Consider the following 24,881-nt stretch of genomic DNA (forward strand, 5'->3'; position numbering starts at 1 on the left):
GTGACACCACCATGAGTAAAAACTTTCACAGACACACCCTCGACTTGCTGGGTCACGCCATCTTGTCGGGTCGTTATGCGGTGGGCGCCAGTTTGCCGCCCGAGCCGCTGCTGTGCGAGCAATTTGGCGTGAGCCGCACCGTGATCCGCGAGGTCATCAAGTCCTTGGTGGCCAAAGGTTTGCTGTTCACGGGCCCCAAGGTGGGCACGCGTGTGCTGCCCGATGCCGACTGGAACTGGTTTGACCCCGACGTGGTGGCCTGGCAAGCTCAGTGTGGCCTGACCCCTGAATTTTTGAAAGACTTGCAAGAGCTGCGCCGCGTGGTGGAGCCTGCTGCCGTGCGTTTGGCGGCCGAGCGGGCCACGTCCGAAGACATTGCTGTGATTGAAGCGGCTTATGCCGGGATGAAGAAAGCAGTGGAAGAGGGGGGCGATTACGTCACACACGACATGCGCTTTCATCAAGGCCTGCTGCAGGCCTCGCACAACCGCATGCTGGTGCAAATGAGCAAGGCCCTCAATGCTTTGCTGCGCACCAGTTTCGAAATTTCGACCCGCATCAAGGATGGCCCGAAAAATTCGCTGCCGCTGCACCGTGCGGTGCTCAATGCTGTGATTGCCCGCGAACCAGCCAAGGCCGAACGCGCCATCATGGTGCTGATTGAAGGGGCCAAAGACGACATCGACTTGGTGCTGTCGTCGCGCAAAAAGTTACCGATGGTGTCGGGCATGGCCACACCGATCAAGACCCAAGCCCAACCCAAAACGATGTCCAAAGCCATGTCCAAAATGAACATTTCAAAATCAGGGGCTGCACTTGCCAAAAATCATTGATCTCTTTTTCAAACTGCTGGAGTTTCTGGTGGTGGCTTGCCTGGTGGCCATGGTCATCATGGTGTTTGGCAACGTGGTGTTGCGTTACGGTTTTAACTCGGGCATCTCTATCTCGGACGAGATGTCGCGTTACTGCTTCATCTGGCTGACCTATCTTGGGGCCATGGTGGCGATGCGCGAAAAAGGCCACTTGGGTGTGGACACTTTGGTGCGCCGTTTGTCGCTGGGTGGTAAAAAACTGTGCTTTTTCTTGAGCGAAGTGATGATGCTCGGCTGCAATGTGTTGTTCTTTTGGGGCACATGGAAGATGCATGATTTGCAGGTCACCAACATTTCGGTGGTGGTGGGCATTTCCATGATCTGGATTTACGGCATTGGCTATGTGACGGCCAGCGTCATGGCCGCGATGAACCTCAACCAACTGCGCTTGCTGCTGACCGGTCGCCTGAAAGAGGAAGACTTGGTGATGGTGGTCGAATCAGAAGACACCGTGGTGTTGGATGAGCTGACGCCCAAAGCTGCATCCCCCGTGCCCATGAATTCAGAAGTGCGAGGCCGCGCATGACCATCGCCGTTTTTGTATTCAGCTTGCTGGGGGCCATGGCCTTGGGCATGCCCATTGCCTACGCTTTGTTGGTGTGCGGCCTGAGCCTGATGGCCTACATGGCCAGCAACGGCATGATCAACGCTTTCGACAGCCAGATTCTGGCGCAGCGTTTTGTCGATGGCGCGGACAACTTCCCCTTGCTCGCGGTGCCCTTCTTCTTGCTGGCCGGCGAGTTCATGAACGCGGGCGGTTTGAGCCGCCGCATCGTGAACCTGGCCATGGCCTGGGTGGGCCATTTCAGGGGTGGTTTGGGCTATGTGGCCGTCATGGCCGCGGTCATCATGGCTTCGCTCTCGGGCTCTGCGGTGGCTGACACGGCGGCACTCGCAGCTTTGCTGATTCCGATGATGAAGCGGGCGGGCTACAACGTGGGCCGCTCGGCGGGTTTGATCGCTTCGGGCGGCATCATCGCGCCGGTCATTCCACCTTCCATTGGTTTCATCATCTTCGGTGTGGCGGCCAACGTGTCCATCACCAAGCTGTTTTTGGCGGGCATTGTGCCGGGCATTTTGATGGGTGTGGCCATTGGCCTGACCTGGTGGTGGCTGGCCAAGCGCGAGAACGTGCAGCCCGCACCACGCATGCCCCTGTCTGAAAAACTCAAAGCCACGCGTGAAGGCATCTTGGCGCTGGGCCTGCCAGTCTTCATCATTGGCGGCATGAAGTTCGGTGTGTTCACGCCCACCGAAGCAGCGGTGGTGGCAGCGGTCTACAGCTTTGTGGTGGGTGCATTTGTTTACCGCGAGTTGCAGTGGTCCAAGTTGTACAGCCTGACCTTGGCGGCCGGCAAGACCACCTCGGTCATCATGTTTTTGGTGGCTGCGGCCATGGTCAGCGCCTGGCTCATCACCGTGGCCAACATCCCGGCCGAAGTGGCCCGCATGATGGAGCCGCTGATGGGCAACAAGACCTTGTTGATGGTGGTGCTCATGCTCTTGGTGGTGGTGGTCGGCACGGCGCTCGACTTCACACCCACGGTGTTGATCCTGACGCCGGTGCTGATGCCCTTGGTGATCAAGGCAGGCATTGACCCTGTTTACTTTGGCGTGCTGTTCATCATGAACAACGCCATTGGTCTGATCACCCCGCCCGTGGGCACCGTGCTCAACGTGGTGTGTGGTGTGGCCAAGATCAACATGGACACGGCCTTCAAAGGGGTCTTGCCTTTCTTGTGGGCGCAGCTGGCAGTGCTGGCCTTGTTGATCGCTTTCCCCGCCATCGTCCTTGTGCCGATGAAGTGGATGCTGAGTTGATTTCGTAACCCTGTGTGTGTTTTTTATAAGGAGACAGTCATGTTGAAACGCAGAAATTTGGTGACCCTGATCGCGGGCACATTCCTGGTGGCATCGAGCGCCATGGCGCAGTTTGCCGACCGCAACATCAAGTTCACTAACGGTGTGAACGAAGACCACCCGGTGGGCGTGGGCGTCAAGAAAATGCAAGAAGTGCTGGCGGCCAAAACCGGCGGCAAGATGAAGATCACCGCCTTCTGGGGCGGCGCGGCCGGTGGCGACTTGCCAGCCACCCAAGCCTTGCGTGCAGGCACCCAAGAGATGGTCTGCACCTCCAGCTCGCCGCTGGTGGGCATCATCAAAGAGTTGGGTGTGTTTGACCTGCCTTTCTTGTTTGCCAACGAGAAAGAAGCCGACGCGGTGTTGGACGGTGCAGCGGGCAAGTATTTCAACGCCAAGCTCGAAGCCGTGGGTCTGGTGAATCTGGCGTATTGGGAAAACGGTTTCCGCAACCTGACCAACAGCAAGCGCCCAGTGACCAAGCTGGAAGACTTTGACGGTGTGAAAGTTCGCGTCATGCAGAACAACATCTTCTTGGACACCTTCAAGACCTTGGGCACCAACGCTGTGCCCATGGCCTTTGGCGAGGTGTTCACCGCCTTGGAAACCAAGACCATCGACGGCCAAGAAAACCCCTTTGTGACCATTGAAACTTCCAAGTTCAATGAAGTGCAAAAGTACCTGAGCGTGACGCGTCACGCCTACACACCGTTCCTGATTTTGTACAGCAAGAAACTGTGGGACCAGCTCAACCCACAAGAGCAAGCTGTGCTGCGTGAAGCCGCCATGGAAGGCCAGAAAGTGCAACGCGCCGCCAACCGCGCTTTGAACGAGAAATCGCTGGCCAGCCTGAAGACCAAAGGCATGCAGGTCAACGAGGTGAGTGCCGCTGAGCAAAACCGCATCCGTGCCAAAGTCGCTTCGGTGTACGACAAGCACAAGGACTCGATCGGTGCTGACGCCATCAAGGTGGTGCAAGACGAGTTGAAGAAGTCACGCGGCGGTTGATCCCCTGCGATCAGCCTTTTTGCTGAACCCACAAGCTCCACAGCCGCCCGCTGTGGAGCTTTTTTAACGACCGAAAAAGGGTGCCCTCATGAAAATCACGCAACTCGAAACCATCCGCTTGGGGGAATTTCCCAACATCATCTGGGTGCGCTTGCACACCGACGAAGGCCTGGTGGGTCTGGGCGAAACCTTCATGGGGGCGCAAGCGGTCGAGGCTTATTTGCACGAATGGGTTGCGCCCAAACTGGTGGGCCAAGACCCACTGGCCATCGAGTCGCGCCAGCGTGACATCACGGGTTACTTGGGCTGGCGCGGGTCCGGAGTCGAGACGCGTGGCAATTCGGCGGTGGACATTGCGCTGTGGGACATTTTTGGCAAAGCCGCAGGTATGCCGGTTTACACCGCGCTGGGCGGCAAGAGCCGCGACGAGATCCGCGTGTACAACACCTGCGCGGGTTACCAGTACATCCGCAGCAACGTGAACCAGACCAGCAGCAACTGGGGGCTGGGCAACAACGCAGGGCCTTACGAAGACCTGCAGGGCTTTTTGCACCGCGCCGACGAAGTGGCCGAGTCGCTGCTGTCCGAAGGCATCACCGGCATGAAAATTTGGCCCTTCGATGTGGCCGCAGAAAAATCGCATGGCCAGTACATCAGCCCGCAAGACCTGAACACCGCGCTGGAGCCTTTTCGCAAAATCAGGAATGCGGTAGGCGACAAGATGGACATCATGGTCGAGTTCCACAGCCTGTGGCGCTTGCCCATGGCGCAAAAGATTTCACGCGCCCTGCAAGAGTTCGACACCTTCTGGCACGAAGACGCGATCCGCATGGACAGCCTCGATTTGCTCAAGCAGTACGCGGTGGACTGTAAGGCGCTGATTTGTGCGAGCGAAACGCTGAGCTACAAATGGGGCTTCAAGGACTATTTACAAACCGGCGTGGCCGGTGTGGCCATGCTCGATTTGAGTTGGTGCGGGGGCCTGACCGAAGCGCGCAAAATTGCCGCCATGGCCGACGCCTGGCAGCTGCCCGTGGCCCCGCACGACTGCACTGGCCCTGTGGTGTGGGCCGCCTCCACCCATTTGTCGCTGCACGCGCCCAATGCGCTGATTCAAGAGAGCGTGCGGGCTTTTTACAGCGGTTGGTACAAGGAGTTGGTGACCGAGTTGCCGCAAGTGAAGAACGGCATGATCAGCCTGAACGACAAGCCGGGTTTGGGTTTGGAGTTGTTGCCCGATTTGCACCAACGGGCCGATGCGGTGGTGCGGGTGAGTTTGTAGGAGCCCCGTCCTCGGGGCGAAAGCTCCATCGCGACGAGGGCGTCGCTCCTACAGGAGGGGGGGCTCTTTGTAGGAGCCCCGCCCTCGGGGCGATCAACTCAACCGTTCCAACGTGTATGGAACTTGCCCGGCCGGTCAATCCTCTGGTAGGTGTGCGCACCAAAATAATCGCGCTGCGCCTGCAGCAAGTTGGCGGGCAGGCGGGCCGAGCGGTAGGCGTCGTAGTAGCTCAATGAACTCATGAACGAGGGCACGGCCACGCCGTGCAGGGCGCCCATGGCCACCACTTCGCGCAGGTCCTGGTGGCAGCGACCCATCACCCCGGCAAAGTGCTGGTCCATCATCAGGTTGTCGAGGTCTGGCGAGCGTTCAAAGCTGGCACGGATGTCCTCCAGCAGATTCGCTCGGATGATGCAGCCCGCACGCCAGACCGAGGCCACGGTGCCCATGGGCAGTTGCCATTGGTGCTCGCGGTCAGCGGCCTTGAGCAGGCTGAAGCCTTGGGCGTAGGCGCAAATTTTGGAGGCCAGCAACGCATTTTTGATCTGGCCCAGCACTGCATCGCGTGGGCCTGCGGCGCGGGCTGCGGGCCCAGGCAAGACCTTGGAAGCTTTGGCCCGTTCGGCATGCAAGCCGCTCACCGTGCGCGCAAACACCGCATTGGCAATGGTGGGCGCGGTCACGCCCAGATCGAGGGCAATTTGGCTGGCCCATTTGCCCGTGCCTTTTTGTTCGGCTGTGTCCAAAATCAGGTCCACCAAAGCGCTGCCCGTTTCGGGGTCGGTGTGCGCCAGGATCTCGGCGGTGATGCCGATCAGGTAGCTGGCCAGCTCGCCCTGGTTCCATTCGTGGAACACGGCACTCATCTCGGCTGGGCTCATGCCCAGCAAGTGGTGCATCAACCAATAGGCTTCGCAGATGGTTTGCATGTCGGCGTATTCAATGCCGTTGTGCACCATCTTCACGAAGTGACCCGAGCCGCCTGGGCCCATCCACTCGCAGCAGGGTTCACCACCATCGGTTTTGGCTGCAATGGCTTGCAGCATGGGTTTCAGGTGCGGCCAAGCTTCAGTTGCACCGCCGGGCATCAAAGCCGGGCCACGCAAAGCGCCTTCTTCGCCGCCGCTCACGCCCGCGCCCACGTAGTGAATGCCCGAGCCTTCCAGCGCCTGCATGCGGCGCTGGGTGTCGGTGTAGAGCGTGTTGCCACCGTCCATCACCACATCGCCCGCACTCAGCAATGGGCTGAGCTGGGCCAGCACGGCATCGACCGCAGCCCCTGCGGGCACCATCAGCCAAACACAACGCGGTGTTTGCAAGCTGCCTACAAGGTCCACCAAAGAAGTTGCCGCCTGCGCCTTGAGCCCCTGTGTACGCTGGTCAAAACTGTCGCGCTTGGCCGCGTCCAGATCAAAGCCACAAACGCCAAAACCGTTGCGTGCCAAATTCACCGCCAGGTTTTCGCCCATGACGCCCAGGCCCACCAGGCCGATGTCCATCTTCTGCATAGGTCCGATTTATCCCCGACCCACAAAAGGCATGTTGGTGGCCATCACGGTGGTGAACAAGATGTTAGCCGACAGGGGCAAACGGGCCATGGTCAAGAAGGTCTCGACCACGGCGGACATGTCCATGCGCGGCTCGGCTTTGATGGTCAGGTCAGCCTGGTGTACGCCCGAGGCCATTTTGAGCGTCATGTCCGAGGCCACGTTGCCAATGTCGATCTGGCCCACGGCGATGCTGTAAGGGCGGCCATCCAACGATGCAGCGCGGGTCAGGCCCGAGATGGCGTGTTTGGTGGCGGTGTAGGCAATCGAGCCCGGGCGCGGCACATGGGCCGAGATCGAGCCGTTGTTGATGATGCGGCCGCCTTGTGGGCTTTGCTCTTGCATCAGCTTGAAGGCATACGACAGGGTGTAGAACGCGCCGTTCAGGTTGATGTCCACCGCACGACGCCATTCGTCGCCCGACAAGTCACCCGGCAAGGTGTAGGGCAGCGAGATGCCCGCGTTGTTGAACACCAAATCGAGGCGGCCAAAGCGCGCGCGAATCTGCTCAAACAGCGCTTTGACTTCGGGTTCTTTGGACAGGTCGGTCGGGATGGCGTGGGCGTGGCCAGCGTTGGCACCCGCTTCAGCCACGGCTGCTGCCAGCGCGTCAGCACGGCGACCAACCAGGACCACTTGCCAGCCTTCTTTGAGCAGGGCCAGAGCGCAAGCTTTTCCAATGCCGGAGCTGGCACCGGTGACGAGGGCGATTTTGGACATGGTGAGAACTTTCTAGAGAGGGCTGGAAAAAGCCAGATTTTCAGGCGTTTTGGAAAGAAATCTGTACCTTGAGTGACTGGCTTTTGTCTGCTGCCAGGTCAAAGGCTTCGATGGCGCGGTCCAGTGGCAAGACGCTGGTGATGACCGGTTTGCCGTTGACCAGGCCTTCGTTCAAGAAGCGCACAGCGGTGGCAAATTCGGCGTGGAAGCGGAAGGTGCCACGCAGGTCCACTTCTTTGGCCACGATCTGTGTCATGGGCAGGCTGATGTCGCCACCCATGCCCACGGTGATCAGCACGCCACGCGGCACGATGGTGTCCAGACCCACGCGCAATGCAGCTTCGCTGCCCGAGGCCTCGAACACCACGTCAAACTGGCCTTTGTCCACTTTGTATTTGTCCAAGGCTGCTGCATCAGACTTGAGGTTGATGGTCTCGTCTGCGCCCATTTCCTTGGCGCACTTCAGGGGCAAATCGGCGATGTCGGCGGCCACGATGCGGGCCGCACCTGCACGGCGCAAAGCACCAATCAAGAGCGAGCCAATCGGGCCGCAACCGGTCACCAGCACCTGTTTGCCCAGCACGCTGCCTGCGCGTTGGATGGCGTGCAGGCCCACCGACAAAGGCTCGGCCAGCGCGGCTTCGGACAGGCTCAGGTGGTCGGCAATCGGGTGGGCTTGGTAGCCCTCGATGATCAGTTGCTCGCTGAACCCGCCCTGGATGTGCGGAAAGGGCATGGCGCTGCCGTAAAAACGCATGTTCAGGCAGTGGTTGTGCTGGCCTGCTTGGCAAAAGCGGCAGTGGCCGCAGGGGCGCGACGGCGAGATGGCGATGCGCTGGCCTTTGGGCACGCCGCTCACACCTGCACCCACGCCATCCACCACACCCGAAATCTCATGGCCCAGTGCAATGGGCTGCTTGATGCGCACGGTGCCAAAGCCGCCGTGCTGGTAGTAATGCAGGTCCGAGCCGCAAATGCCGCCATAGGCCACATTCACGCGCAGTTGGTGTTCGCCCAAGGTGGGCAGTTCGGTGTCTTCGATGCGCAGATCTTTTGCCGAATGGCAGACAACGGATTTCATGGAATGTCCTTGCAAAAGCTTCAAAGGGTGGCGGTCACGCCGCCGTCAACGTAAAGAATATGGCCGTTCACAAAACGCGAAGCGTCCGAGGCCAGAAAGACGGCCGCGCCGCCCAGGTCTTGCACATCGCCCCAGCGGCGGCTCGGTGTTCGGCCCACCAGCCAGCTGCTGAAGGCCGGATCATCGACCAGCTTTTGGTTCAGTTCGGTCTTGAAGTAGCCCGGGCCAATGCCGTTGACGTTGATGCCAAACTGGCCCCAGTCGATGGCCATGCCTTTGGTCAGCATCTTCACCGCGCCCTTGGTGGCGGTGTAGGGCGCAATACCGGGGCGGCCCAGCTCGCTTTGCACCGAGCAAATGTTGATGATCTTGCCGCGTCCACGCGGGATCATTTTTTTGGCCACCGCCTGGCCCACGTAGTACACGCTGTCCAGGTTGGTCTTCATGAGGGTGTGCCAGTCGCTGTCCGCATACTCATGCAGCGGGCCGCGAATCTGCATGCCCGCGTTGTTGACCAGGATGTCGATCGGCCCCTCGGCCTCGATCTGATCGACGGCCGAGCGCACGCTGTCGGCATCGGTCACATCAAACACCGAGGTGCTGACGGACAAGCCTTGGGCTTTCAAACTCTGCGCAGCGGCATCCACTTTATTGGCCGTGCGGCCGTTCAGGACGACGTGCGCCCCGGCTTGCGCCAGGGCCTCGGCCAGGGCCAAACCAATGCCCGCCGAAGAGCCGGTGATCAGGGCGCGGTGGCCCGATAAATTGAAGGAATTCAGAACATTCATCGCATCAGCATCCATTTCAGAGGAACCATCACCAGGCTCGGGAAGGCAATGAGTGCACCCATCACCACCACCTGCGAAGCCAGGAAAGGCATGACGCCACGAATGACGTCGTGCATCGGGATGCGGCCCACGCCGCAAACCACATTGAGCACCGTGCCGACAGGCGGGGTGAGCAAACCGATGGCGTTGTTGATGATGAACAGCACGCCAAAATACACCGGGTCAATGCCCGCTTCGCGCACCAAGGGCATGAGCACGGGGGTCAGGATCAGCACCGTGGGCGCAAAGTCCAGTGCCGTGCCCACAATCATCACCAGCAGCATCAGCATGACCATCAGCAGGGTTTTGTTGTCAATGAACGGCCGCAAAATTTCGACAATCTGCGCCGGAATATTGGCCACCGTGATGAGCCAGGCCGATACCAAGGCCGCCGCCACCAAGAACATGACCACCGAAGAGGTTTTTGCCGCAGACAGGATGATGCCGTACAGGTCTTTGAGCTTGATTTCGCGGTAAATGAACAGGCCCACAAACAAGGAGTAGACCACTGCCACCACCGCCGCTTCGGTGGGTGTGAAGACGCCCATCTTCATGCCGCCAATGATGGTGATGGCCAGCAGGTAAGACCAAAACGCGTTGATGGTCACCGTGATGCGTTTTTTGAACGGCACCTTCTCGGCCACCACCACTTGGTCTTTGCGGGCCACGATCCACCAGGTCACGATCAGGGCAAATCCCATCAAGATGCCTGGGAAAATGCCGGCCATGAAAAGTTTGGAAATCGACACGCCGCCGATCACACCAAACAAGATGAATCCGATGGACGGTGGAATGACCGGCGCGATGATGCCGCCTGCGGCAATGAGACCCGCCGAGCGGTCCATGCGGTAACCCGCGTCGCGCATCATGGGCATGAGCACAGCGGCCAGCGCTGCCGTGTCGGCCACGGCCGAGCCCGACAAGCTGGCCATGACGATGGCGGCAAACACCGCCACATAACCCAGGCCGCCCCGAAAGTGCCCGACCCACACCATGGCCGAGTTGACGATGCGTCGGCTCATGCCGCCCGCATTCATCAGCTCACCGGCCAGCATGAAAAAGGGTACGGCCATCAATGGAAAATTGTCAGCGCCGTTGATCAGGTTTTGCGACACGATCTGCGTGTCGAAGTTGTCCAGGTGCAGCATCAGCGCCACGCCGGAGACGATGAGTGAAAACGCCAGCGGCATGCCCAGCGCCATGGCCGCCAGCAGCGACACAATGAACACGATGACGGTCATTTGGAGGCCCCTTGGGTGTGGGCGGTCACGACTTCTTCGGAGTCTTGCACCTGGATCAAATCGGATTCGTTGAAGTTGCCTTTGGCCAGCTGGACCAGCTTGCCCAAGATCATCAGGCCCATGGCCACGCTGGTGATGTAACCCACGCCATACACCCAGCTCATGGGGATTTCCGTCACGGCCGAGCGCGTGCTGGCGTTGATGCCGTGTTGTTTGAAGGTGCCGTAAAACATGAGGGTGCAGCAGCCCAGCATCAGCACATTGGAAACAGCGAAGGCGATTTTTTTGCCCCGAAGGCTGAGCTTACGCACGATGGAGTCCAGACCCAGGTGGCCGTTTTCACGCATGGTGACGATGGCCCCCAGGAAGGTGATCCAGATGAACAAAAACCGCGACAACTCCTCCGAGCTGATGATGCCGTCGTTGAAGCCGTAGCGCAGCACCACGTTGCCAAACACCATGATGACCATGGCCGACAACATGATGACCAGGGTGAGCTCTGCCAGCTTGAAGAAAAGGTCGTTGATTTTTTTCATAGTGCCATCAAAAAAGCCCCCTCCAAAGAGGGGGCGTGTTCTGGGTCAAACCATCACTTGGTGTCTTCGATGGCCTTGAGCAATGCTGGGCCGTTTTTCTCACCAAAGGTCTTGGCGATTTCGGCGGACACGATCTTCTGGAACGGGGCCATGTCCACGTTCTCGATCACTTGCATGCCAGATTTCTTCAGCTCAGAGATCACCTTGCCCGCATTCGAAGCGTTCAAACTGCGCTGGTAGGTGGCCGCTTCGCGAGCCGCATCCACCACCACTTTTTGGTAGTTGGCAGGCAGGCTGTCGAACTTGGCCTTGTTCATGGCCACCACCAGGGGCGAGTAAACGTGGTTGCTCACCGTCAGGTGTTTTTGCACTTCGTAAAACTTGGAGGACCAGGTCACGTTGATCGGGTGCTCTTGCGCGTCAAAAGTACCGGTCTCCAGCGCGGTGTACAGCTCGGCAATCGGCATGGGCGAGGGGTTCATGCCCAGCAACTTGAAAGCCTGGATGTGGTAAGGGTTGGGTGTGGAGCGGATCTTCAGGCCCTTCAAGTCGTCAGGCTTGTTCACGGGGCGCTTGTTGTTGGTGAAAGCGCGCCAGCCGTTTTCCCAATAGGCCAGACCTTTCAGACCGTGAGGGGCCAGCTCATTCAAAACGCCCGTGCCCACCGCACCGTCGAGCACGTTGTAGGCGTGTTGCGCGCTGCGGAACACAAAGGGCAGTTCCATCGCAGCGGTGTTGGGCACGATGCCGTTGAAGTTGGACGCGCCGCTGGAGACGATGTCGATCGTGCCGCCGCGGGTGCCGTTGATCATGGCCGCATCGTTGCCCAGCTGGTTGGCCGGGAACACGGTGATTTCCACATCGCCGTTGGTGCGTTGCTTGACCAGCTCGGCCAATTTAAGGGCAGCGGCGTGCTGGCCGTCGGTGGCGTTGACGGCGTGGCCCATTTTCAGGTTGAACTTGGCAGCGTAAGCACTGGAGCCGACGGCGGCCACCAGGCAGGCGAGCAGGATGCGGGAAAGTTTCATGGTGTTGTCTCCGGGTTGATTTAAAGGACTGTCGCAAAACTCAATCGGTGGGCAGCGCGTATTCATCTGCGCTGAAGACGGCGTGGAACACGGTGCCATCGAACATGGCGATCATGTCCTTGGAAACCTCTTTGCTCTTCATGCGCACCTCAGAGGCCAGGGCGATCTCGATCGCCTCGCGGCTGGGGTAACGCACCGACAGCACCATGCCAAAGTGCGGATCATTCACGTCACTTTCAACTTGGCGCAGCACCCGCACTTCTTGTGCGCCCGGGAAGCGGGTCCACAGCGGCACCAAGTTGTCGCGGATGTAGCGGTTGAAGGCGTCCTCCATGCCCGGTTTGACTTGGCCTTGGAAAAATGCGCAGCGGATGAACATGAGGGGGCTTTCTAAAAAATCAGAGGGCAGGGTGCAGGCGGCTGTGCAAAGCCAAAATCGCTTGCGCGACCATGTCCTGAACCGGTTCGGTGATGGGCAGGCGAATCACATCGGTTTCGTCGGCCTGGGGTTTTTCTAGGGTGCGGAACTGGCTGTCGAGCAAACCCGGCTGCATATAGTGGCCCACGCGCTGGTGCATGCGTTGCGCAATCAAATCGTAGTCACCATCCAGAAACACAAAACACACATCGCCCGCTTGAGCGCGGATGCGCTCTCGGTAGACCCGTTTGAGCGCCGAGCAAGCCACCACACGCCCAGGCTCGTGTGCTTGCGCGAGGCACTGACCAATGCGGTCCAGCCAAGGCCAGCGGTCGGCGTCTTGCAGGGCAATGCCCGAGCGCATTTTGGCCACGCTCTCAGGCAGGTGCAGGTCATCGCCGTCCACCATGTCGAGGCCCAGGCGTTCGCTCAAGGCAGCAGCCATGGTCGACTTGCCGCAACCGGACACGCCCATGACGATCAGGCGCAAAGGCATGGTGTTCATGTGCAAGGGCCGTACCTCACTTCACCATGCCCATGCCCATGCACTCGGGCACAGGCGAGCGCAAGGGCTGGCCCTCAATGCCGGCCTGCATGTTGGCAAACGCCAGATCGGCCATGGCTTGGCGGGTTTCGGTGGTGGCGCTGGCCATGTGGGGGGTCAGCACCACGTTGCGCAGACTCCACAGCGCCTCGGGCACATGGGGCTCGTTGGCAAATACATCGAGGCCTGCGCCTGCAATGGTGCCGTTTTGCAGGGCCATGATCAGCGCCTCTTCATCGACCACGCTGCCACGCGCCACATTGATCAAAAAGCCGCGTGGGCCCAGGGCCTTGAGCACTTCGGCGTTGATCAGGTGCTTGGTGCCAGCGCCGCCGGGCGTGATGGCCACCAGAAAATCCACGTTGGCTGCCAGCTCGGCCGCCGAGGGGTAAAACTGGAAACCTGAATCGGGTTTTTCGCTGCGGGCGGTGTAAGCGATGGACATGCCAAAAGCGCGTGCCCGTTGCGCGATGGCCTTGCCGATGCGCCCCAGCCCCACGATGCCCATGCGTGCACCCGACACCTTGCGGCCCAAGGCCATGGGGCCGCTGGGCCACTGGCCTGCACGCACAAATTGGTCCGCTTGCGGGATGGCGCGGCCCACCGACAGCACCAGGCCCATGGCCAGATCGGCCACATCGTCGGTCAGCACATCGGGCGTGTGGGTCACGGGGATACCGTGCTCGATCGCGGCGGGCACATCCACGCCGTCATAGCCCACACCAAACACCGCCACCACTTTGGCGTTGGGCAGCTGCGCCAGCAGGCTGCGTGGCACGCTGGCCTCGCCCGTGCCCGCCACACCCACGATGCGGGGGGCCAGGGCGGCAAAAGCGGCCGGGTCGGTCACATGGGTGCGGTCGTGCACGGTGTACAGCGACTCCAGGGCTTTTTGGTAGAAGGGGTGCAGTTTGGCCACGGCCAGCACATCGGGTTTGGACACGTCAATCACTCCCATGGTTCATTCGGCTTTGGACAGCGCTGTCCAAAAAAATCAAAAAAAAGGCAGGGCTGAAAAAGACCAGTTCCATTTGCACATCAAGGTTTCCCTTGCATTGGGTCAATCTGTATCCCTGACTCTTGGATAGCGCTATCCTATCGACTTCGCTTGTCCTTCCTGCTCCGGATTAACCCTTGCCCAACGCCATTCCTCCGATCACCAAGACCACCAAAAGTCACCGCGCCACGGGCCGCGTGACCTTGACCGACGTCGCGCAAGCTGCAGGCGTCAGCCCCAGCACCGTGTCTCGGGCTTTGCGGGGCGAGCGTGCGGTGGATCCCGCCTTGATCGAACGCGTGCAGGCCGTCTCCGCCAGGCTTGGCTACGTGCCCGATCCGGCGGCGCGGGCCTTGGCCTCCCAGCGCAGCAACCATGTGGCCATCCTGATTCCGCTGCTGTCCAACGCCTTGTTTGTGGATTTGCTCGATACAGCCCAAAAAACATTGCGAGCCTCGGGCTACCAAACCCTCATGGGCGTGACGCATTACGACGCCAGCGAAGAAGAGCAACTGCTGCGCGAGCAACTGCTGCACCGACCAGCGGGCCTCTTGGTCACGGGGCTGGACCACAACGCGGTGACCCGAAAACTCATGGAAAGCAGCTTGGTGCCTTGTGTGCACCTGATGGACTTGCCATCGGACCCGCACTCTGCTGGCCCTTACTGCGTGGGCTTTCGGCAAACCGATGCCGGTGCGGCCATGACGCTGCATTTGTTGCAAACCGGTCGGCGTCGAATTGCCTTTGCTGCAGCGCAGCTGGATCCCCGGGTCATGCAAAGGTTGTTCGGCTGGCGCAGCGCATTGCAAGAAGCCGGTGTTTACGAGGCCACACTGGAGTTCCTCAACCCCGCGCCCTCATCGTTGGCTTTGGGGGCGGTGATGTTTGAGCAAATCATGCAGCAGCGGCCTGCCGTCGATGCCATCTTTTTTTGCAACGACGATTTGGCACAAGGGGCTTTGATGGCCGCTTTGCGCAGAGGCATCGCTGTGCCTTCGCAGGTGGCCATTGCCGGCTTCAACGACCTGACCGGCAGCGACCAGATGCTGCCGCCGTTGACCACGGTGCGCACACCTCGTGCGCAAATTGGCGAGGCAGCTGCGCAGATGCTGCTGAGCCTGATGCGGGGCGAAGAGCCCCTGACGCCACAGATCGATTTGGGTTTTGACATCTTGCAGCGTCAAAGCACCTGAGCCCCCAATTTGTGCTGAATCAGGCTCCGAGGTTGCGCAAGCTGGCCTCTATGGCGGCGGCGGTGGCCAGGGGTTTTTCCATGGGAAACAGGTGTGAGCCGTCGAGCATCATGATGCGGCCCTTGACGACTTTGTGCGTCAAATCAGCACCCGCTTGGCGCATTTCGACGGAATGGGTGCCGCCGATGAAGGCCGCAGGGCATTTGAGGGGCTTGCGTTTGAGCAGGCTGTCGAGTTTGTGCGGCAAGCTGTTGTAAATGGCGGTTTCCACATTGCGGTCAAAACTGAGTACACGCTGGCCATCGGCATCGTGCGTGCCGTGTTCGATGTAGTCGCGCAGAACTTGCGGTTCCCAGCGGGCAAATGTTTTTTTCTGCTGGAAACTTTCCAGCGCACTTTGTGCATCGGGCCATTGGTGGCGGCGTTTTTGGCTGATGCGACCGGGCGACAGGGCCCCAATCAGGGGTGTTCGCTTGGCCAAGCCCACCGTGGTGGCCCGCCAGCCGCCCAGCACGGGCGAGTCGATCAGCAGCACGCCACGCGCCAGTTCGGGGTGGCGGGCGGCGCACATCAAACTCAAAATGCCGCCCAGTGAGTGGCCGACCAAAAAGGCCGGTTTCCCCTCGCTTTGCTTGTCCCGCGCAAAGTCGGCCAGTTGCTCCACCAGGTGGGGCCAGTTGTTGGTCACCGGGTACTGGGGGTCGTGGCCGTACATCTCCACCGCATCGACCAGAAAGCCGCGCTGGCGCAGATTGTCCAGCATGACGCGGTAGGTGCTGGCCGGGAAGCTGTTGCCGTGCGAGAAGATGATGCGGGCGTTCATCAGATCAGCTTTTCTTCGGGGGTGGTGATTTTTTTGAGCAAGGCGTTGCGCACCGGGGAAACCATGAGCGGCACCTCGGTCGCGCCGCCATGCCACATCGGGTCTTCGATGCTGTCGAACATCTGGCGCAGTTTGTCGCCCCAGCTGCTGCGCAACATTTTGAAATAGGGGTTGTGCTCGTCGATGCACATCACGCGGTCGGTTTGCAGGCTGCCCGCTTGGTAGACCACCATGTCCAGCGGCAGGCCCACCGACAGGTTGGATTTGAGGGTGGAGTCCATCGAGACCAAAGCGCATTTGGCGGCTTCGTCCAGTGGGGTGTTGGGGGTGATGACGCGGTCGAGCACGGGCTTGCCGTATTTGGATTCGCCGATCTGGAAGTAGGGCGTCTCGTCGGTGGCTTCGATGAAGTTGCCGGGTGAATAGACCTGGAACAGGCGCATGCCTTCGCCTCCGATTTGGCCGCCAAAGATCATGGACACGTTGAACTCCACGCCCGAGGCGCGAAGGGCGGCGGCATCGCGCTCGTACACGCGGCGCACGGCCGCGCCCAGCACGCGGGTGGCGTCGAACATGCTTTTGGCGTTCCAGATGGTCAGGGGTTCGTCTTGCCCGGGCTCGACCAATTTTTCGATCTGCAGCACCTCGCGCACCGACTGTGAGATGCTCAGGTTGCCCGCTGACAACAGCGTCATGAAGCGGTCGCCCGCTTTTTCATAGACGATCATTTTGCGGAAGGTGCTGATCTGGTCCAGGCCTGCATTGGTGCGGGAGTCGGACAGGAACACCAGTCCGGCGCGGGTTTTGACGGCAACACAATAGGTCATGGTTTCTTCTCTTTAATGTTTGGGCAGCAAGCGCTGCAAGGCATACAGGGCCTCGAGCGCTTCGCGGGGGCTGAGCGCATCGGGATTGATTTGGGCCAGCGCCACTTCGATGGGGCTGGGTCCGGTGGCTTCGGATTCGGGGGGGGCGGCGAACAGGTCCACCTGTTGACGGCTTTCATTGGCTCCGGCCTCCAACGCGCTCAGCGCATGACGGGCGTGGTTGAGCACGGCGGCGGGCATGCCGGCCAGCCGCGCCACTTGCACGCCGTAGCTCTTGCTGGCCGGGCCGGCTTGCAGCTCGTGCAAGAACACAATCGACGCGCCCGATTCGGCGGCGCTCACATGCATGTTGACGGCGGCCGTGTGCGTGGCCGGGAACTCGGTCAGCTCGAAGTAGTGCGTGGCAAACAGGGCAAAGGCCTGAGTCTTGTTGTGCAGGTGCGTGGCGATGCCGCTGGCCAATGCCAAGCCGTCAAAGGTGGAGGTGCCGCGCCCGATCTCGTCCATCAGCACCAGGCTGTGGGGCGTGGCGCTGTGCAGAATTTGCGCGGCCTCGGTCATCTCCATCATGAAGGTCGATTGGGCGTTGGCCAGGTCGTCGGCCGCACCGATGCGCGTGTGAATGGCGTCGATCGGTCCCAGGCGACAGCGGCTGGCGGGCACATGGCTGCCGATGCTGGCCAAGAGCACGATCAGTGCCACCTGGCGCATGTAGGTCGATTTGCCGCCCATATTGGGGCCGGTGATGATTTGCAAGCGCTGGCGTGGCCCCAGCACCGTGTCATTGGCGATGAAGCTGGCGCCCGACATCTGGGCCAGCCGCGCCTCGACCACCGGATGGCGGCCTTGGCGGATTTCGATGCAGGGCTCTTTGGTGAATTCGGGGGCGCACCAATTGAGGGTGAGCGAGCGCTCGGTCAGGGCGCACAGCACGTCCAGGCTGGCCATGACCTGCGCCAAAGCGGTGAGCGCGGGCACAAAGGGTTGCAGTTGGTCGAGCAGGCCTTCGTAGAGCCACTTCTCGCGGGCCAAGGCGCGCTCTTGCGCCGAAAGGGCTTTGTCTTCAAAGGTTTTGAGCTCGGGCGTGATGAAGCGCTCGGCGTTTTTCAGGGTCTGGCGACGGCGGTAGTCGTCGGGCACTTTGTCGAGTTGCCCTTGAGTGACCTCGATGTAAAAGCCGTGCACTTTGTTGAACTGCACCCGCAGGTTGGCAATGCCGGTGCGCTCTTTTTCGCGGGTTTCCAGGTCGAGCAAGAAGGCATCGCAGTTGGTTTGAATGCCGCGCAGCTCGTCCAGCTCGGCGTCCAGGCCGTCGGCGATCACGCCGCCATCGCGCACCAGGGCAGCGGGCTCTTCGAGCAGGGCCATTTGCAGCAGCTCGGCGCAGTTTGTGGGCGGCGTGAGCCAGCGGGCCATGCCGGCCAACAGCGTGCCTGTTTCAGGTTGCAGAGCTTGCAATTGCACAGACAGCGCAGCCGCACGCGCCAGCGCATGGCGCAGGGCGACCAGCTCGCGCGGGCGCACTTGGCGAAGCGCAGTGCGGGCGGTGATGCGCTCCACGTCGCTTGCGCCTTTGAGCTGTTCGCGCAGGCTGCTCCAGGGGCCTGCGCCGCTGTCGCCGCGCAGCACGGCTTGGGCTTGCAGGCGGTCCCTCGCGGCTTGGCGCTCGCGCGGTGGGCTGAGCAGCCAGCTTTTGAGCAGGCGGCTGCCCATGCCGGTCATGCAGGTGTCGAGCAGGGCAAACAGCGTGGGCGAATCGGCAGCGCTTTCGCCGCGCAGGGTTTGGGTCAGCTCCAGGTTGCGTCGGGTGCTGGAGGGCAAGTCAATCAGCGCGTCCGAGCGCTGCACCTGCACCCGCTGCACATGCGGCAGGCTGCGGCCTTGGGTGTGTTCGGCGTAAGTGAGCAGGGCGGCAGCGGCGGCGTGCGCGTCGGTCAGCGCATCGGCGCTCCAGGCGGCCAGTGATGTGGCTTGCAGTTGCTCCAGCAGCTTGCGCTGGCCCAGGCCTGCGTCAAACTGAAAATCGGGCCGCATGGCAAAAGACCAGTTGCCCCGGCCTGCGGTTTTGAGGCCGCGCAGTTTTTGCTCAAACGTGGGCGTCATGCCTGCGCTCGCCAGCAGTTCGCTGGGGCTGATGCGGTCAATCCAGTCGGCCAATTCATCTTGCGCGCATTCGGCCAGGTGCACCACGCCTTGCGTGACGCTCAGCCACGCCAGGCCGCAGCGGTTTTTGCCCGCTTGGTGCACGGCCAGCAAAATCGCTTCGCTTTTGTCGGACAGCAGTTCGGTGTCGGTGAGGGTGCCGGGGGTGACCACGCGCACGACTTTGCGCTCGACCGGGCCTTTGGCCGTGGCCACATCGCCGACCTGTTCGCACAGGGCCACCGATTCGCCCAGCTTGATGAGCCGGGCCAAATAGGTCTCTACCGAGTGGAAGGGCACGCCCGCCATGAGCACTGGCTGCCCGGCCGATTGACCCCGGCGTGTGAGGGTGATGTCGAGCAAGCCTGCGGCTTTTTCGGCGTCACCAAAGAACAGCTCGTAAAAGTCGCCCATGCGGTAGAACACCAGCGTGTCTGGAAACTCCGCCTTGATGCCCAGGTACTGGGCCATCATGGGCGTGTGGCCAGCGTAGTCGGCGGGTCCATTTGCAGGGGAAATGTCTTTTGGCATCAAGGGCTGGGCCGACTTCAGGATCAGTCGCCGGGTGTTGGTGAGGTGAGATGAGGGTGTTTCAGCTTGAAACTTGCAGGCCTGAGCGCAGAGCAAAAAGCGCGCGAAAAGCCAAACAAACCTCGAAAGACTCAAGATTTTATAGGGAGACCTGCCGTGGCTTGCGGTCCTCAGGCAGCCTTGCCTTGTGTCTGTGTCTGTGTTTGGGGCGGTGTTGTGTTGGTTAAGATGCCGCCAGTTTGAAAAAGAAGGAACCCATGGAATTTTTGAAAAACTATTGGCCCATCATGGCCCTGGCCCTGTGGTTTGGCTACAAATGGTGGAACGCGCGTCGGGTCGTGGCCATGCTGCCAACCTTGAAACAGCAAGGTGCCACCTTGGTCGATGTGCGCTCGGTGTCCGAATTTGCCCACGCCAATGCCCCCGGTACCCTGAACATTCCGTTGCAGGAGTTGGGCTCGCGGCTTGCTGAAATTCCGCGTACAGCCCCGGTGGTGCTGGCCTGAGCCAGCGGCACCCGCAGCGGCATGGCCCGGATGCTGCTCAAAAAGCATGGTTATCAAAACGTGCACAACATCGGCGTTTGGGCCAACTTCTTGAAGTGATGGCCATGGGGGGCCGGGGTAGAAAACGGGGCTGTGGGCTTTAAAAACACATCTCTTTACAATAGCGATTACTCAACTTTCAGGGTTCGCTCGAACCCCTTGTATGGAAATAGCGATACTTTTTGCCCTCATCTGCTTGAACGGGGTGTTTGCCATGTCCGAGATTGCCTTGGTCACGGCCCGCAAAGCCCGGCTTCAGAAGCTGATTGATGAGGGCGACAGCGGCGCGGCAGCGGCTGTCAAACTGGGGGAAGATCCCACGCGTTTTTTGTCCACCATCCAGATCGGCATCACCTCCATCGGTGTCTTGAACGGTATCGTGGGTGAGGCTGCTTTGGCCGCACCGATGGCCATGTGGCTGGTGTCTTTGGGGGTGCCCGATGCCTATGCCAGCTTCGCCGCCACCGGCATTGTGGTGTTGACGATCACCTATTTCTCGATTGTGGTGGGCGAGTTGGTGCCCAAGCGCATTGGACAGTCTTACCCCGAAACCTTTGCCCGCCTGGTGGCCAGGCCCATCAACTTTCTGGCGCTGGCGACCAAGCCTTTCGTGATTTTGCTGTCGGCTTCCACCCGGGGCTTGCTGCGTTTGATGGGCGTCAAAGAAACCAAGGGCACGCCCGTGACCGAGGAAGAGATCCACGCGATGCTGGTTGAGGGAACTTCGGCAGGTGTGATCGAGTCGCACGAACACACCATGGTGCGCAATGTGTTCCGGCTGGATGACCGGCAAATCGGCTCGCTCATGGTGCCGCGTGCCGACATCGTGTGCCTGGATGTAGACGACTCCTTTGAAGAGAACCTCAAGCGCATTGAAGATTCTGACCACGCTCGCTTTCCTGTGGTTCAAAACGGCATCGAAAACATCTTGGGTGTGATCAATGCACGTCAATGGTTGGCCCGTGCGCTCAAAGATCCCCAGCAGTTGCAGGCCCTGCGTGAGCAGAATTTGCAAAGCGCTTTGTACGTGCCTGAGACCATCACTGGCATGGAGCTGCTCGATAACTTCAGGCTGTCTGATGTGCACATGGCCTTTGTCATCGACGAGTACGGTGAGGTGCAGGGCATCATCACCTTGCAAGACCTGATTGAGGCGATCACCGGTGAGTTTCAGCCGCGTGATCCCGAAACTTCATGGGCCGTGCAGCGTGACGATGGCAGTTGGTTGCTCGACGGCCATATTCCAGTGCCTGAACTAAAGGACCGCCTGGGCCTGCAAGAGGTGCCCGAAGAAGAGCGTGGGCGCTACCACACGCTGAGCGGCATGATCATGCTGCTGACGGGCACCTTGCCCAAGGTGGCCGATTCGGTGCAGTGGGAAGGCTGGAAACTGGAGATTGTGGACATGGATGGCCGCGCCATTGACAAGGTGTTGGCCGTTCGCTTGCCACCCCCCGAGGGCGATTCAGGCGACGAGTCAACGGCCGGCAACTGATCGGCTGTCAGGCACAAAAAAGCACCCACTGAGGGTGCTTTTTTTTGGACTGAAGACGCAGGTTGATGCGTCAGTCGCGTGCTTAAAACGGTGCGTCTTTGCGCTCGTCGCTGGCCGCTTCAGTGCTTTCGCCGGGGGCATCGGCAGCGCCTTCGGCGTCCGGGTTGTGCGTGTCGCCTGTGCGCTCACGGCTCAGGGTGTCCACGGCGGTGCGCACGTTGGCTTTGTCGCCCGCGCTGGCAAATTTGCTGTACTTGCCCAAGATGGTGACCAGCTGGCCGTAAATGCGGGGCGCGCCAGCCAGGCATTCTTTTTGTTCCAAAAAGTCGGACTCGCCCGTGAAGTTGCCAATCAGGCCACCGGCTTCGGTCACCAGCAGCGAGCCCGCAGCCACGTCCCAAGGCGAGAGGCCGGTTTCAAAGAAACCGTCGGTGAAGCCTGCGGCCACGTAAGCCAGGTCGAGTGCGGCAGAACCGGGGCGGCGCAGACCGGCAGTGCGCTGCATCACGTCGCCCATCATGCGCAGGTACTGGTTGAAGTTGTCGCCCTTGCGGAAGGGAAAACCGGTGGAGATGATGCATTCCTGCAGGCGGATGCGCTTGCTCACGCGCAGGCGACGGTCGTTCATGAACGCGCCACGGCCTTTGGTGGCGGTGAACAAATCGTTGCGGGTGGGGTCGTAAATGACGGCTTGCTCGATCTTGCCGCGCACTTGCAGGGCAATGCTCACGCAGTAAACGGGGAAGCCGTGGATGAAGTTGGTCGTGCCGTCCAGGGGGTCGATGATCCAAATGTGGTCAGCGAGCGGGTTGCCATGTGTGCTGCCCGACTCTTCGGCCAGGATGCCGTGGTCAGGGTAGGCGGTCAGCAAGGTGTCGATGATGACTTTTTCACTGGCGTGGTCGACTTCGGTGACGAAGTCATTGACCTGTTTTTGCGAGATGCGAACCGCTTCAACGTCGAGCGCGGCACGGTTGATGATGGCGCCAGCGGCGCGCGCAGCCTTGATGGCCACGTTGAGCATTGGGTGGAGATTGGACGACATGAATTGTGTGAAGAACGGGTGTAACGCACGCACGATCGCGGCGACAAGGGGCGCATTTTCTCATGAAAAGCCCAGCAAGCCGTCGCTGGTGCGTCATAAGCTTTGACGTTCGCGCAGCCACTCTGGTGAACGGCGGGTGTCCAGCACGGCCAATACAGTGGCTTTTTTGCCCGCAAGCAAATAGCAAATGGCAAAGGGAAAGCGGCTTCCCAAGCTTCAAAACGCGCCGCTGGGTTGAACTTTGATATGAACACCGGCACTGATCTGCAAGGCGTCAATGTCAGCGTACAAGCTGTTTAAAAAGTAAGCGCCTATGCCAGCTTGCTGGTGTTCGTAAAACCAGTAAGCCGCCAACAAATCGTCCTGTGCCGCTTGCGTGATCTCGATGGACTCGCAACCATTCATGGCTTGCCTGGCTCAGTGGCTTGGGGTTTGGCGGGTCAGGGTGCGCAAGCGCTCTTTGGCTTGATCCCAAGGCAGGCAGCTTTCCTGGCCTGACTTCAGGCGTTCCAATCGTGCGGCAAGTACCTGTTGGTGCCAGGGTGGGGTCAGGTCTTCGGTGGGGTTTTGAGACAAGGACTGCCACAAAATTTCCATGGCCAGCAAGCTTTCCGCCTTGGGCAAGTCTTTCAGGTGGTCAAATTTCATGGGGTTTCCTGCAAGTCTGTTCGATCAGATCAGTTTAGCAAAACGAAGCTTGACGAGAAGCACCGAGTTCAGTGCATGGGAGCGTGGACAATCGGGGCATGAAAACGCGATTTATCCTGATAGAAACCAGCCATGCTGGCAATGTGGGCGCCGCTGCCCGGGCCATGAAAGTGATGGGTTTTGACGAGCTGGTGCTGGTCAAACCGCGCTGGGCCAATGTGCTGCGCAAGGAGGAAACCATCCAGCGGGCCAGCGGGGCCAATGATGTGCTCGACAAAGCCCGGGTGGTCGAGACGCTGGACGAGGCACTCGACGGCGTGACGCATCTGTGCGCAACGGCCATGACGCCGCGTGATTTTGGCCCCCCCACCCGAGCCCCCCGAGAACATTTTGCTGAATTGACCAAGCCCGGTGCGCCCGAGCAGTCGGTGGCCTTTTTGTTTGGCTCCGAGCGCTTTGGCATGAAAAACGAAGACGTTTACCGTTGCCATGTGGCGCTGTCGATTCCGACCAATCCCCAGTTCGGCTCCCTCAACTTGGGCTCGGCCATTCAGGTTGTGGCTTACGACTGGCGCGAGGCTTTGGGCGGTTTTCCGGTGCAGGATGTCATTGCACCGGCTGACAAGGCCGATGCCCAGCAGGTGGCGGGCATGCTCTCGCATTGGGAGCAGGCGCTGACCGATATCGGCTTTTTGGACCCTGCCGCGCCCAAAAAGCTCATGCCTCGGCTGAACCAGCTGTTCAATCGGGCTGATTTAAGCCCGGAAGAAATCCACATCCTGCGCGGGGTGGCCAAGGCGATGATCCAAAACGCCAGCGCCAAGCGATAGACTCCAAGCCTATGTTTTCACGCCTTCGCTCCGACATTCAATGCATCCTTGACCGAGACCCCGCTGCACGCACTTCTTGGGAAGTTCTGACCTGTTACCCGGGCTTGCACGCTTTGGTCTTGCACCGCCGGGCCCATTGGTGCTGGAACAACGGGTTCAAGTGGTTGGGGCGTTTTATTTCGCATCTGGCCCGCGGCCTGACCGGCATCGAAATTCATCCGGGTGCCAAGATCGGTGAGCGTGTTTTTTTTGACCACGCCATGGGTGTGGTGGTGGGCGAGACGGCCGAAATTGGCGACGGTTGCACAATTTACCAAGGCGTGACCTTGGGCGGCACATCGCTCTACAAAGGTGCCAAGCGCCACCCCACTTTGGGCAAAGACGTGGTGGTCAGCGCCGGGGCCAAGGTGTTGGGCGGTTTTGAGGTGGGTGACGGGGCCAAGATTGGCAGCAACGCCGTGGTGATCAAGCCGGTGCCCGCCGGGGCCACAGCGGTGGGCATTCCGGCTCGCATCATCCCGTCCAAAGCGGGCGAAAGCGCTGATGTGTCGAGCACAGACCGCAAGTTCACGGCTTATGGCATCACCCAAGACGATGACCCGGTGAGCCAGGCTTTGCGTGGCCTGATCGACAATGCGGCCGGGCAAGAACACCAGATTGCCATGATCTGGAAAGCCCTGGAGCAGTTGTGTGCCCAGCAGCAGCTGCCCATGCCAGGCGATGCCGCCACCGGCGAAAGTTTTGAGGCTGAAAAACTCAACCGTTTGCTGGACAAGTAAGTTCGGTCAAGCCTTGTCGGCGGGACGCGCTCGTTGCGATGAATCCCAACACCAAGCCCCTG

26 protein-coding genes are annotated in these 24,881 nt (G+C 60.2%); 10 read left to right on the forward strand and 16 right to left on the reverse strand.

The annotated features are described in order from the left end of the window. The first annotated feature begins 11 nt into the window (after positions 1–11). The 5 genes from B9Z48_RS04395 to B9Z48_RS04415 all read left to right on the forward strand — a co-directional run bounded on the left by B9Z48_RS04395 (position 12) and on the right by B9Z48_RS04415 (position 5,022). Entirely contained in the window at positions 12–833 is an 822-nt protein-coding gene (locus B9Z48_RS04395) for a FadR/GntR family transcriptional regulator (protein ID WP_108377291.1), read from the forward strand. Then, a complete protein-coding gene (locus tag B9Z48_RS04400; protein WP_108377292.1) occupies positions 817–1,398 on the forward strand; it encodes a TRAP transporter small permease in 582 nt (193 codons plus the stop codon). Before B9Z48_RS04395 ends, B9Z48_RS04400 begins: the two co-directional genes overlap by 17 nt. Then, positions 1,395–2,693 (forward strand): TRAP transporter large permease subunit, encoded by a 1,299-nt coding sequence (locus B9Z48_RS04405; protein WP_108377293.1) that lies wholly within the window; start codon positions 1,395–1,397, stop codon positions 2,691–2,693. The genes B9Z48_RS04400 and B9Z48_RS04405 overlap by 4 nt, the downstream gene beginning before the upstream one ends. Positions 2,694–2,732: 39 nt before the next feature. Next, positions 2,733–3,740, forward strand: a complete 1,008-nt coding sequence (locus B9Z48_RS04410) for a TRAP transporter substrate-binding protein (RefSeq protein ID WP_108377294.1) — start codon at positions 2,733–2,735, stop codon at positions 3,738–3,740. Positions 3,741–3,828: 88 nt separating this feature from the next. Beyond that, positions 3,829–5,022, forward strand: a complete 1,194-nt coding sequence (locus B9Z48_RS04415) for a mandelate racemase/muconate lactonizing enzyme family protein (RefSeq protein ID WP_089954355.1) — start codon at positions 3,829–3,831, stop codon at positions 5,020–5,022. A gap of 98 nt (positions 5,023–5,120) precedes the next feature. On the opposite strand, the gene gndA is transcribed toward B9Z48_RS04415, so the two are convergent. From gndA to B9Z48_RS04465, 10 genes are read right to left on the reverse strand one after another with little or no spacing between them, the layout of a single operon-like run. Next, positions 5,121–6,530 carry an NADP-dependent phosphogluconate dehydrogenase gene (gene gndA, locus B9Z48_RS04420; protein WP_108377295.1) on the reverse strand — a complete coding sequence of 470 codons (1,410 nt, stop codon included), beginning with the start codon at positions 6,528–6,530 and terminating at the stop codon, positions 5,121–5,123. 9 nt (positions 6,531–6,539) lie between these two features. Continuing rightward, complete coding sequence (locus B9Z48_RS04425; RefSeq protein ID WP_108377296.1) at positions 6,540–7,289, reverse strand: SDR family oxidoreductase; 750 nt, start codon at positions 7,287–7,289, stop codon at positions 6,540–6,542. Positions 7,290–7,329: 40 nt separating this feature from the next. Beyond that, positions 7,330–8,370, reverse strand: a complete 1,041-nt coding sequence (locus tag B9Z48_RS04430; RefSeq protein ID WP_108377297.1) for an L-idonate 5-dehydrogenase — start codon at positions 8,368–8,370, stop codon at positions 7,330–7,332. A gap of 20 nt (positions 8,371–8,390) precedes the next feature. Next, positions 8,391–9,173 carry an SDR family oxidoreductase gene (locus tag B9Z48_RS04435; RefSeq protein ID WP_089954338.1) on the reverse strand — a complete coding sequence of 261 codons (783 nt, stop codon included), beginning with the start codon at positions 9,171–9,173 and terminating at the stop codon, positions 8,391–8,393. Next, positions 9,155–10,438: a TRAP transporter large permease gene (locus B9Z48_RS04440; RefSeq protein WP_108377298.1), complete on the reverse strand. Its 1,284-nt coding sequence runs from the start codon at positions 10,436–10,438 to the stop codon at positions 9,155–9,157. The genes B9Z48_RS04435 and B9Z48_RS04440 overlap by 19 nt, the downstream gene beginning before the upstream one ends. After that, positions 10,435–10,974, reverse strand: coding sequence for a TRAP transporter small permease (locus B9Z48_RS04445; RefSeq protein ID WP_108377299.1), 540 nt, complete (start codon positions 10,972–10,974; stop codon positions 10,435–10,437). The genes B9Z48_RS04440 and B9Z48_RS04445 overlap by 4 nt, the downstream gene beginning before the upstream one ends. Before the next feature lie 53 nt (positions 10,975–11,027). Next, positions 11,028–12,002, reverse strand: coding sequence for a TRAP transporter substrate-binding protein (locus B9Z48_RS04450; RefSeq protein WP_089954326.1), 975 nt, complete (start codon positions 12,000–12,002; stop codon positions 11,028–11,030). A gap of 40 nt (positions 12,003–12,042) precedes the next feature. Further along, on the reverse strand, positions 12,043–12,381 hold the full coding sequence (locus B9Z48_RS04455) for a hypothetical protein (protein WP_108377300.1): 339 nt from the start codon (positions 12,379–12,381) through the stop codon (positions 12,043–12,045). A gap of 19 nt (positions 12,382–12,400) precedes the next feature. Next, complete coding sequence (locus tag B9Z48_RS04460; RefSeq protein ID WP_108377301.1) at positions 12,401–12,925, reverse strand: gluconokinase; 525 nt, start codon at positions 12,923–12,925, stop codon at positions 12,401–12,403. A 16-nt stretch (positions 12,926–12,941) separates the two neighbouring features. Then, entirely contained in the window at positions 12,942–13,922 is a 981-nt protein-coding gene (locus B9Z48_RS04465; RefSeq protein WP_108377302.1) for a 2-hydroxyacid dehydrogenase, read from the reverse strand. Between the two features lie 176 nt (positions 13,923–14,098). On the opposite strand from B9Z48_RS04465, the gene B9Z48_RS04470 reads away from it, so the two are divergent. Beyond that, positions 14,099–15,154 carry a LacI family DNA-binding transcriptional regulator gene (locus B9Z48_RS04470; protein WP_233261018.1) on the forward strand — a complete coding sequence of 352 codons (1,056 nt, stop codon included), beginning with the start codon at positions 14,099–14,101 and terminating at the stop codon, positions 15,152–15,154. Between the two features lie 19 nt (positions 15,155–15,173). On the opposite strand, the gene B9Z48_RS04475 is transcribed toward B9Z48_RS04470, so the two are convergent. The 3 genes from B9Z48_RS04475 to mutS are packed head-to-tail and all read right to left on the reverse strand — an operon-like array spanning position 15,174 to position 19,477. Continuing rightward, a complete protein-coding gene (locus B9Z48_RS04475) occupies positions 15,174–15,977 on the reverse strand; it encodes an alpha/beta fold hydrolase (protein ID WP_089954314.1) in 804 nt (267 codons plus the stop codon). Next, positions 15,977–16,804 carry a proteasome-type protease gene (locus B9Z48_RS04480; RefSeq protein ID WP_089954311.1) on the reverse strand — a complete coding sequence of 276 codons (828 nt, stop codon included), beginning with the start codon at positions 16,802–16,804 and terminating at the stop codon, positions 15,977–15,979. Before B9Z48_RS04480 ends, B9Z48_RS04475 begins: the two co-directional genes overlap by 1 nt. 12 nt (positions 16,805–16,816) lie before the next feature. Further along, positions 16,817–19,477 carry a DNA mismatch repair protein MutS gene (mutS, locus tag B9Z48_RS04485; RefSeq protein WP_108377433.1) on the reverse strand — a complete coding sequence of 887 codons (2,661 nt, stop codon included), beginning with the start codon at positions 19,475–19,477 and terminating at the stop codon, positions 16,817–16,819. A 257-nt stretch (positions 19,478–19,734) separates the two neighbouring features. On the opposite strand from mutS, the gene B9Z48_RS04490 reads away from it, so the two are divergent. Then, positions 19,735–19,983, forward strand: a complete 249-nt coding sequence (locus tag B9Z48_RS04490; RefSeq protein WP_199233450.1) for a rhodanese-like domain-containing protein — start codon at positions 19,735–19,737, stop codon at positions 19,981–19,983. 202 nt (positions 19,984–20,185) lie between these two features. Next, positions 20,186–21,517: a hemolysin family protein gene (locus B9Z48_RS04495; RefSeq protein WP_108377304.1), complete on the forward strand. Its 1,332-nt coding sequence runs from the start codon at positions 20,186–20,188 to the stop codon at positions 21,515–21,517. An 82-nt stretch (positions 21,518–21,599) separates the two neighbouring features. Here the strand turns inward: B9Z48_RS04495 and B9Z48_RS04500 are convergent, their stop codons facing one another. The 3 genes from B9Z48_RS04500 to B9Z48_RS04510 form a co-directional block, all read right to left on the reverse strand. Then, positions 21,600–22,562 (reverse strand): inositol monophosphatase family protein, encoded by a 963-nt coding sequence (locus B9Z48_RS04500; RefSeq protein WP_108377305.1) that lies wholly within the window; start codon positions 22,560–22,562, stop codon positions 21,600–21,602. A 216-nt stretch (positions 22,563–22,778) separates the two neighbouring features. Then, complete coding sequence (locus B9Z48_RS21630) at positions 22,779–22,967, reverse strand: hypothetical protein (RefSeq protein ID WP_199233451.1); 189 nt, start codon at positions 22,965–22,967, stop codon at positions 22,779–22,781. A 12-nt stretch (positions 22,968–22,979) separates the two neighbouring features. Next, positions 22,980–23,210 (reverse strand): addiction module protein, encoded by a 231-nt coding sequence (locus B9Z48_RS04510; protein WP_089954295.1) that lies wholly within the window; start codon positions 23,208–23,210, stop codon positions 22,980–22,982. 98 nt (positions 23,211–23,308) lie between these two features. Between B9Z48_RS04510 and B9Z48_RS04515 the strand changes: the two genes are divergently transcribed. Both B9Z48_RS04515 and cysE read left to right on the forward strand, forming a co-directional pair. Next, positions 23,309–24,040 carry an RNA methyltransferase gene (locus B9Z48_RS04515; RefSeq protein ID WP_108377306.1) on the forward strand — a complete coding sequence of 244 codons (732 nt, stop codon included), beginning with the start codon at positions 23,309–23,311 and terminating at the stop codon, positions 24,038–24,040. Positions 24,041–24,051: 11 nt separating this feature from the next. Continuing rightward, positions 24,052–24,819 (forward strand): serine O-acetyltransferase, encoded by a 768-nt coding sequence (cysE, locus tag B9Z48_RS04520; protein WP_108377307.1) that lies wholly within the window; start codon positions 24,052–24,054, stop codon positions 24,817–24,819. Positions 24,820–24,881: the final 62 nt, after the last annotated feature.

Origin of the sequence: Limnohabitans sp. WS1, from assembly GCF_003063265.1 — a bacterium.
In the GTDB taxonomy this organism is placed as follows: domain Bacteria; phylum Pseudomonadota; class Gammaproteobacteria; order Burkholderiales; family Burkholderiaceae_C; genus Limnohabitans_A.

Coding starts and splice junctions, on each gene's coding strand:
- B9Z48_RS04395 (WP_108377291.1), top strand. CDS start 12: ATGAGTAAAAACTTTCACAGACACACCCTCGACTTGCTGGGTCACGCC.
- B9Z48_RS04405 (WP_108377293.1), top strand. CDS start 1,395: ATGACCATCGCCGTTTTTGTATTCAGCTTGCTGGGGGCCATGGCCTTG.
- B9Z48_RS04410 (WP_108377294.1), top strand. CDS start 2,733: ATGTTGAAACGCAGAAATTTGGTGACCCTGATCGCGGGCACATTCCTG.
- B9Z48_RS04415 (WP_089954355.1), top strand. CDS start 3,829: ATGAAAATCACGCAACTCGAAACCATCCGCTTGGGGGAATTTCCCAAC.
- gndA (WP_108377295.1), bottom strand. CDS start 6,530: ATGCAGAAGATGGACATCGGCCTGGTGGGCCTGGGCGTCATGGGCGAA.
- B9Z48_RS04425 (WP_108377296.1), bottom strand. CDS start 7,289: ATGTCCAAAATCGCCCTCGTCACCGGTGCCAGCTCCGGCATTGGAAAA.
- B9Z48_RS04430 (WP_108377297.1), bottom strand. CDS start 8,370: ATGAAATCCGTTGTCTGCCATTCGGCAAAAGATCTGCGCATCGAAGAC.
- B9Z48_RS04435 (WP_089954338.1), bottom strand. CDS start 9,173: ATGGATGCTGATGCGATGAATGTTCTGAATTCCTTCAATTTATCGGGC.
- B9Z48_RS04440 (WP_108377298.1), bottom strand. CDS start 10,438: ATGACCGTCATCGTGTTCATTGTGTCGCTGCTGGCGGCCATGGCGCTG.
- B9Z48_RS04445 (WP_108377299.1), bottom strand. CDS start 10,974: ATGAAAAAAATCAACGACCTTTTCTTCAAGCTGGCAGAGCTCACCCTG.
- B9Z48_RS04450 (WP_089954326.1), bottom strand. CDS start 12,002: ATGAAACTTTCCCGCATCCTGCTCGCCTGCCTGGTGGCCGCCGTCGGC.
- B9Z48_RS04455 (WP_108377300.1), bottom strand. CDS start 12,381: ATGTTCATCCGCTGCGCATTTTTCCAAGGCCAAGTCAAACCGGGCATG.
- B9Z48_RS04460 (WP_108377301.1), bottom strand. CDS start 12,925: ATGAACACCATGCCTTTGCGCCTGATCGTCATGGGCGTGTCCGGTTGC.
- B9Z48_RS04465 (WP_108377302.1), bottom strand. CDS start 13,922: ATGGGAGTGATTGACGTGTCCAAACCCGATGTGCTGGCCGTGGCCAAA.
- B9Z48_RS04475 (WP_089954314.1), bottom strand. CDS start 15,977: ATGAACGCCCGCATCATCTTCTCGCACGGCAACAGCTTCCCGGCCAGC.
- B9Z48_RS04480 (WP_089954311.1), bottom strand. CDS start 16,804: ATGACCTATTGTGTTGCCGTCAAAACCCGCGCCGGACTGGTGTTCCTG.
- mutS (WP_108377433.1), bottom strand. CDS start 19,477: ATGCCAAAAGACATTTCCCCTGCAAATGGACCCGCCGACTACGCTGGC.
- B9Z48_RS04490 (WP_199233450.1), top strand. CDS start 19,735: ATGGAATTTTTGAAAAACTATTGGCCCATCATGGCCCTGGCCCTGTGG.
- B9Z48_RS04495 (WP_108377304.1), top strand. CDS start 20,186: ATGGAAATAGCGATACTTTTTGCCCTCATCTGCTTGAACGGGGTGTTT.
- B9Z48_RS04500 (WP_108377305.1), bottom strand. CDS start 22,562: ATGTCGTCCAATCTCCACCCAATGCTCAACGTGGCCATCAAGGCTGCG.
- B9Z48_RS21630 (WP_199233451.1), bottom strand. CDS start 22,967: ATGAATGGTTGCGAGTCCATCGAGATCACGCAAGCGGCACAGGACGAT.
- B9Z48_RS04510 (WP_089954295.1), bottom strand. CDS start 23,210: ATGAAATTTGACCACCTGAAAGACTTGCCCAAGGCGGAAAGCTTGCTG.
- B9Z48_RS04515 (WP_108377306.1), top strand. CDS start 23,309: ATGAAAACGCGATTTATCCTGATAGAAACCAGCCATGCTGGCAATGTG.
- cysE (WP_108377307.1), top strand. CDS start 24,052: ATGTTTTCACGCCTTCGCTCCGACATTCAATGCATCCTTGACCGAGAC.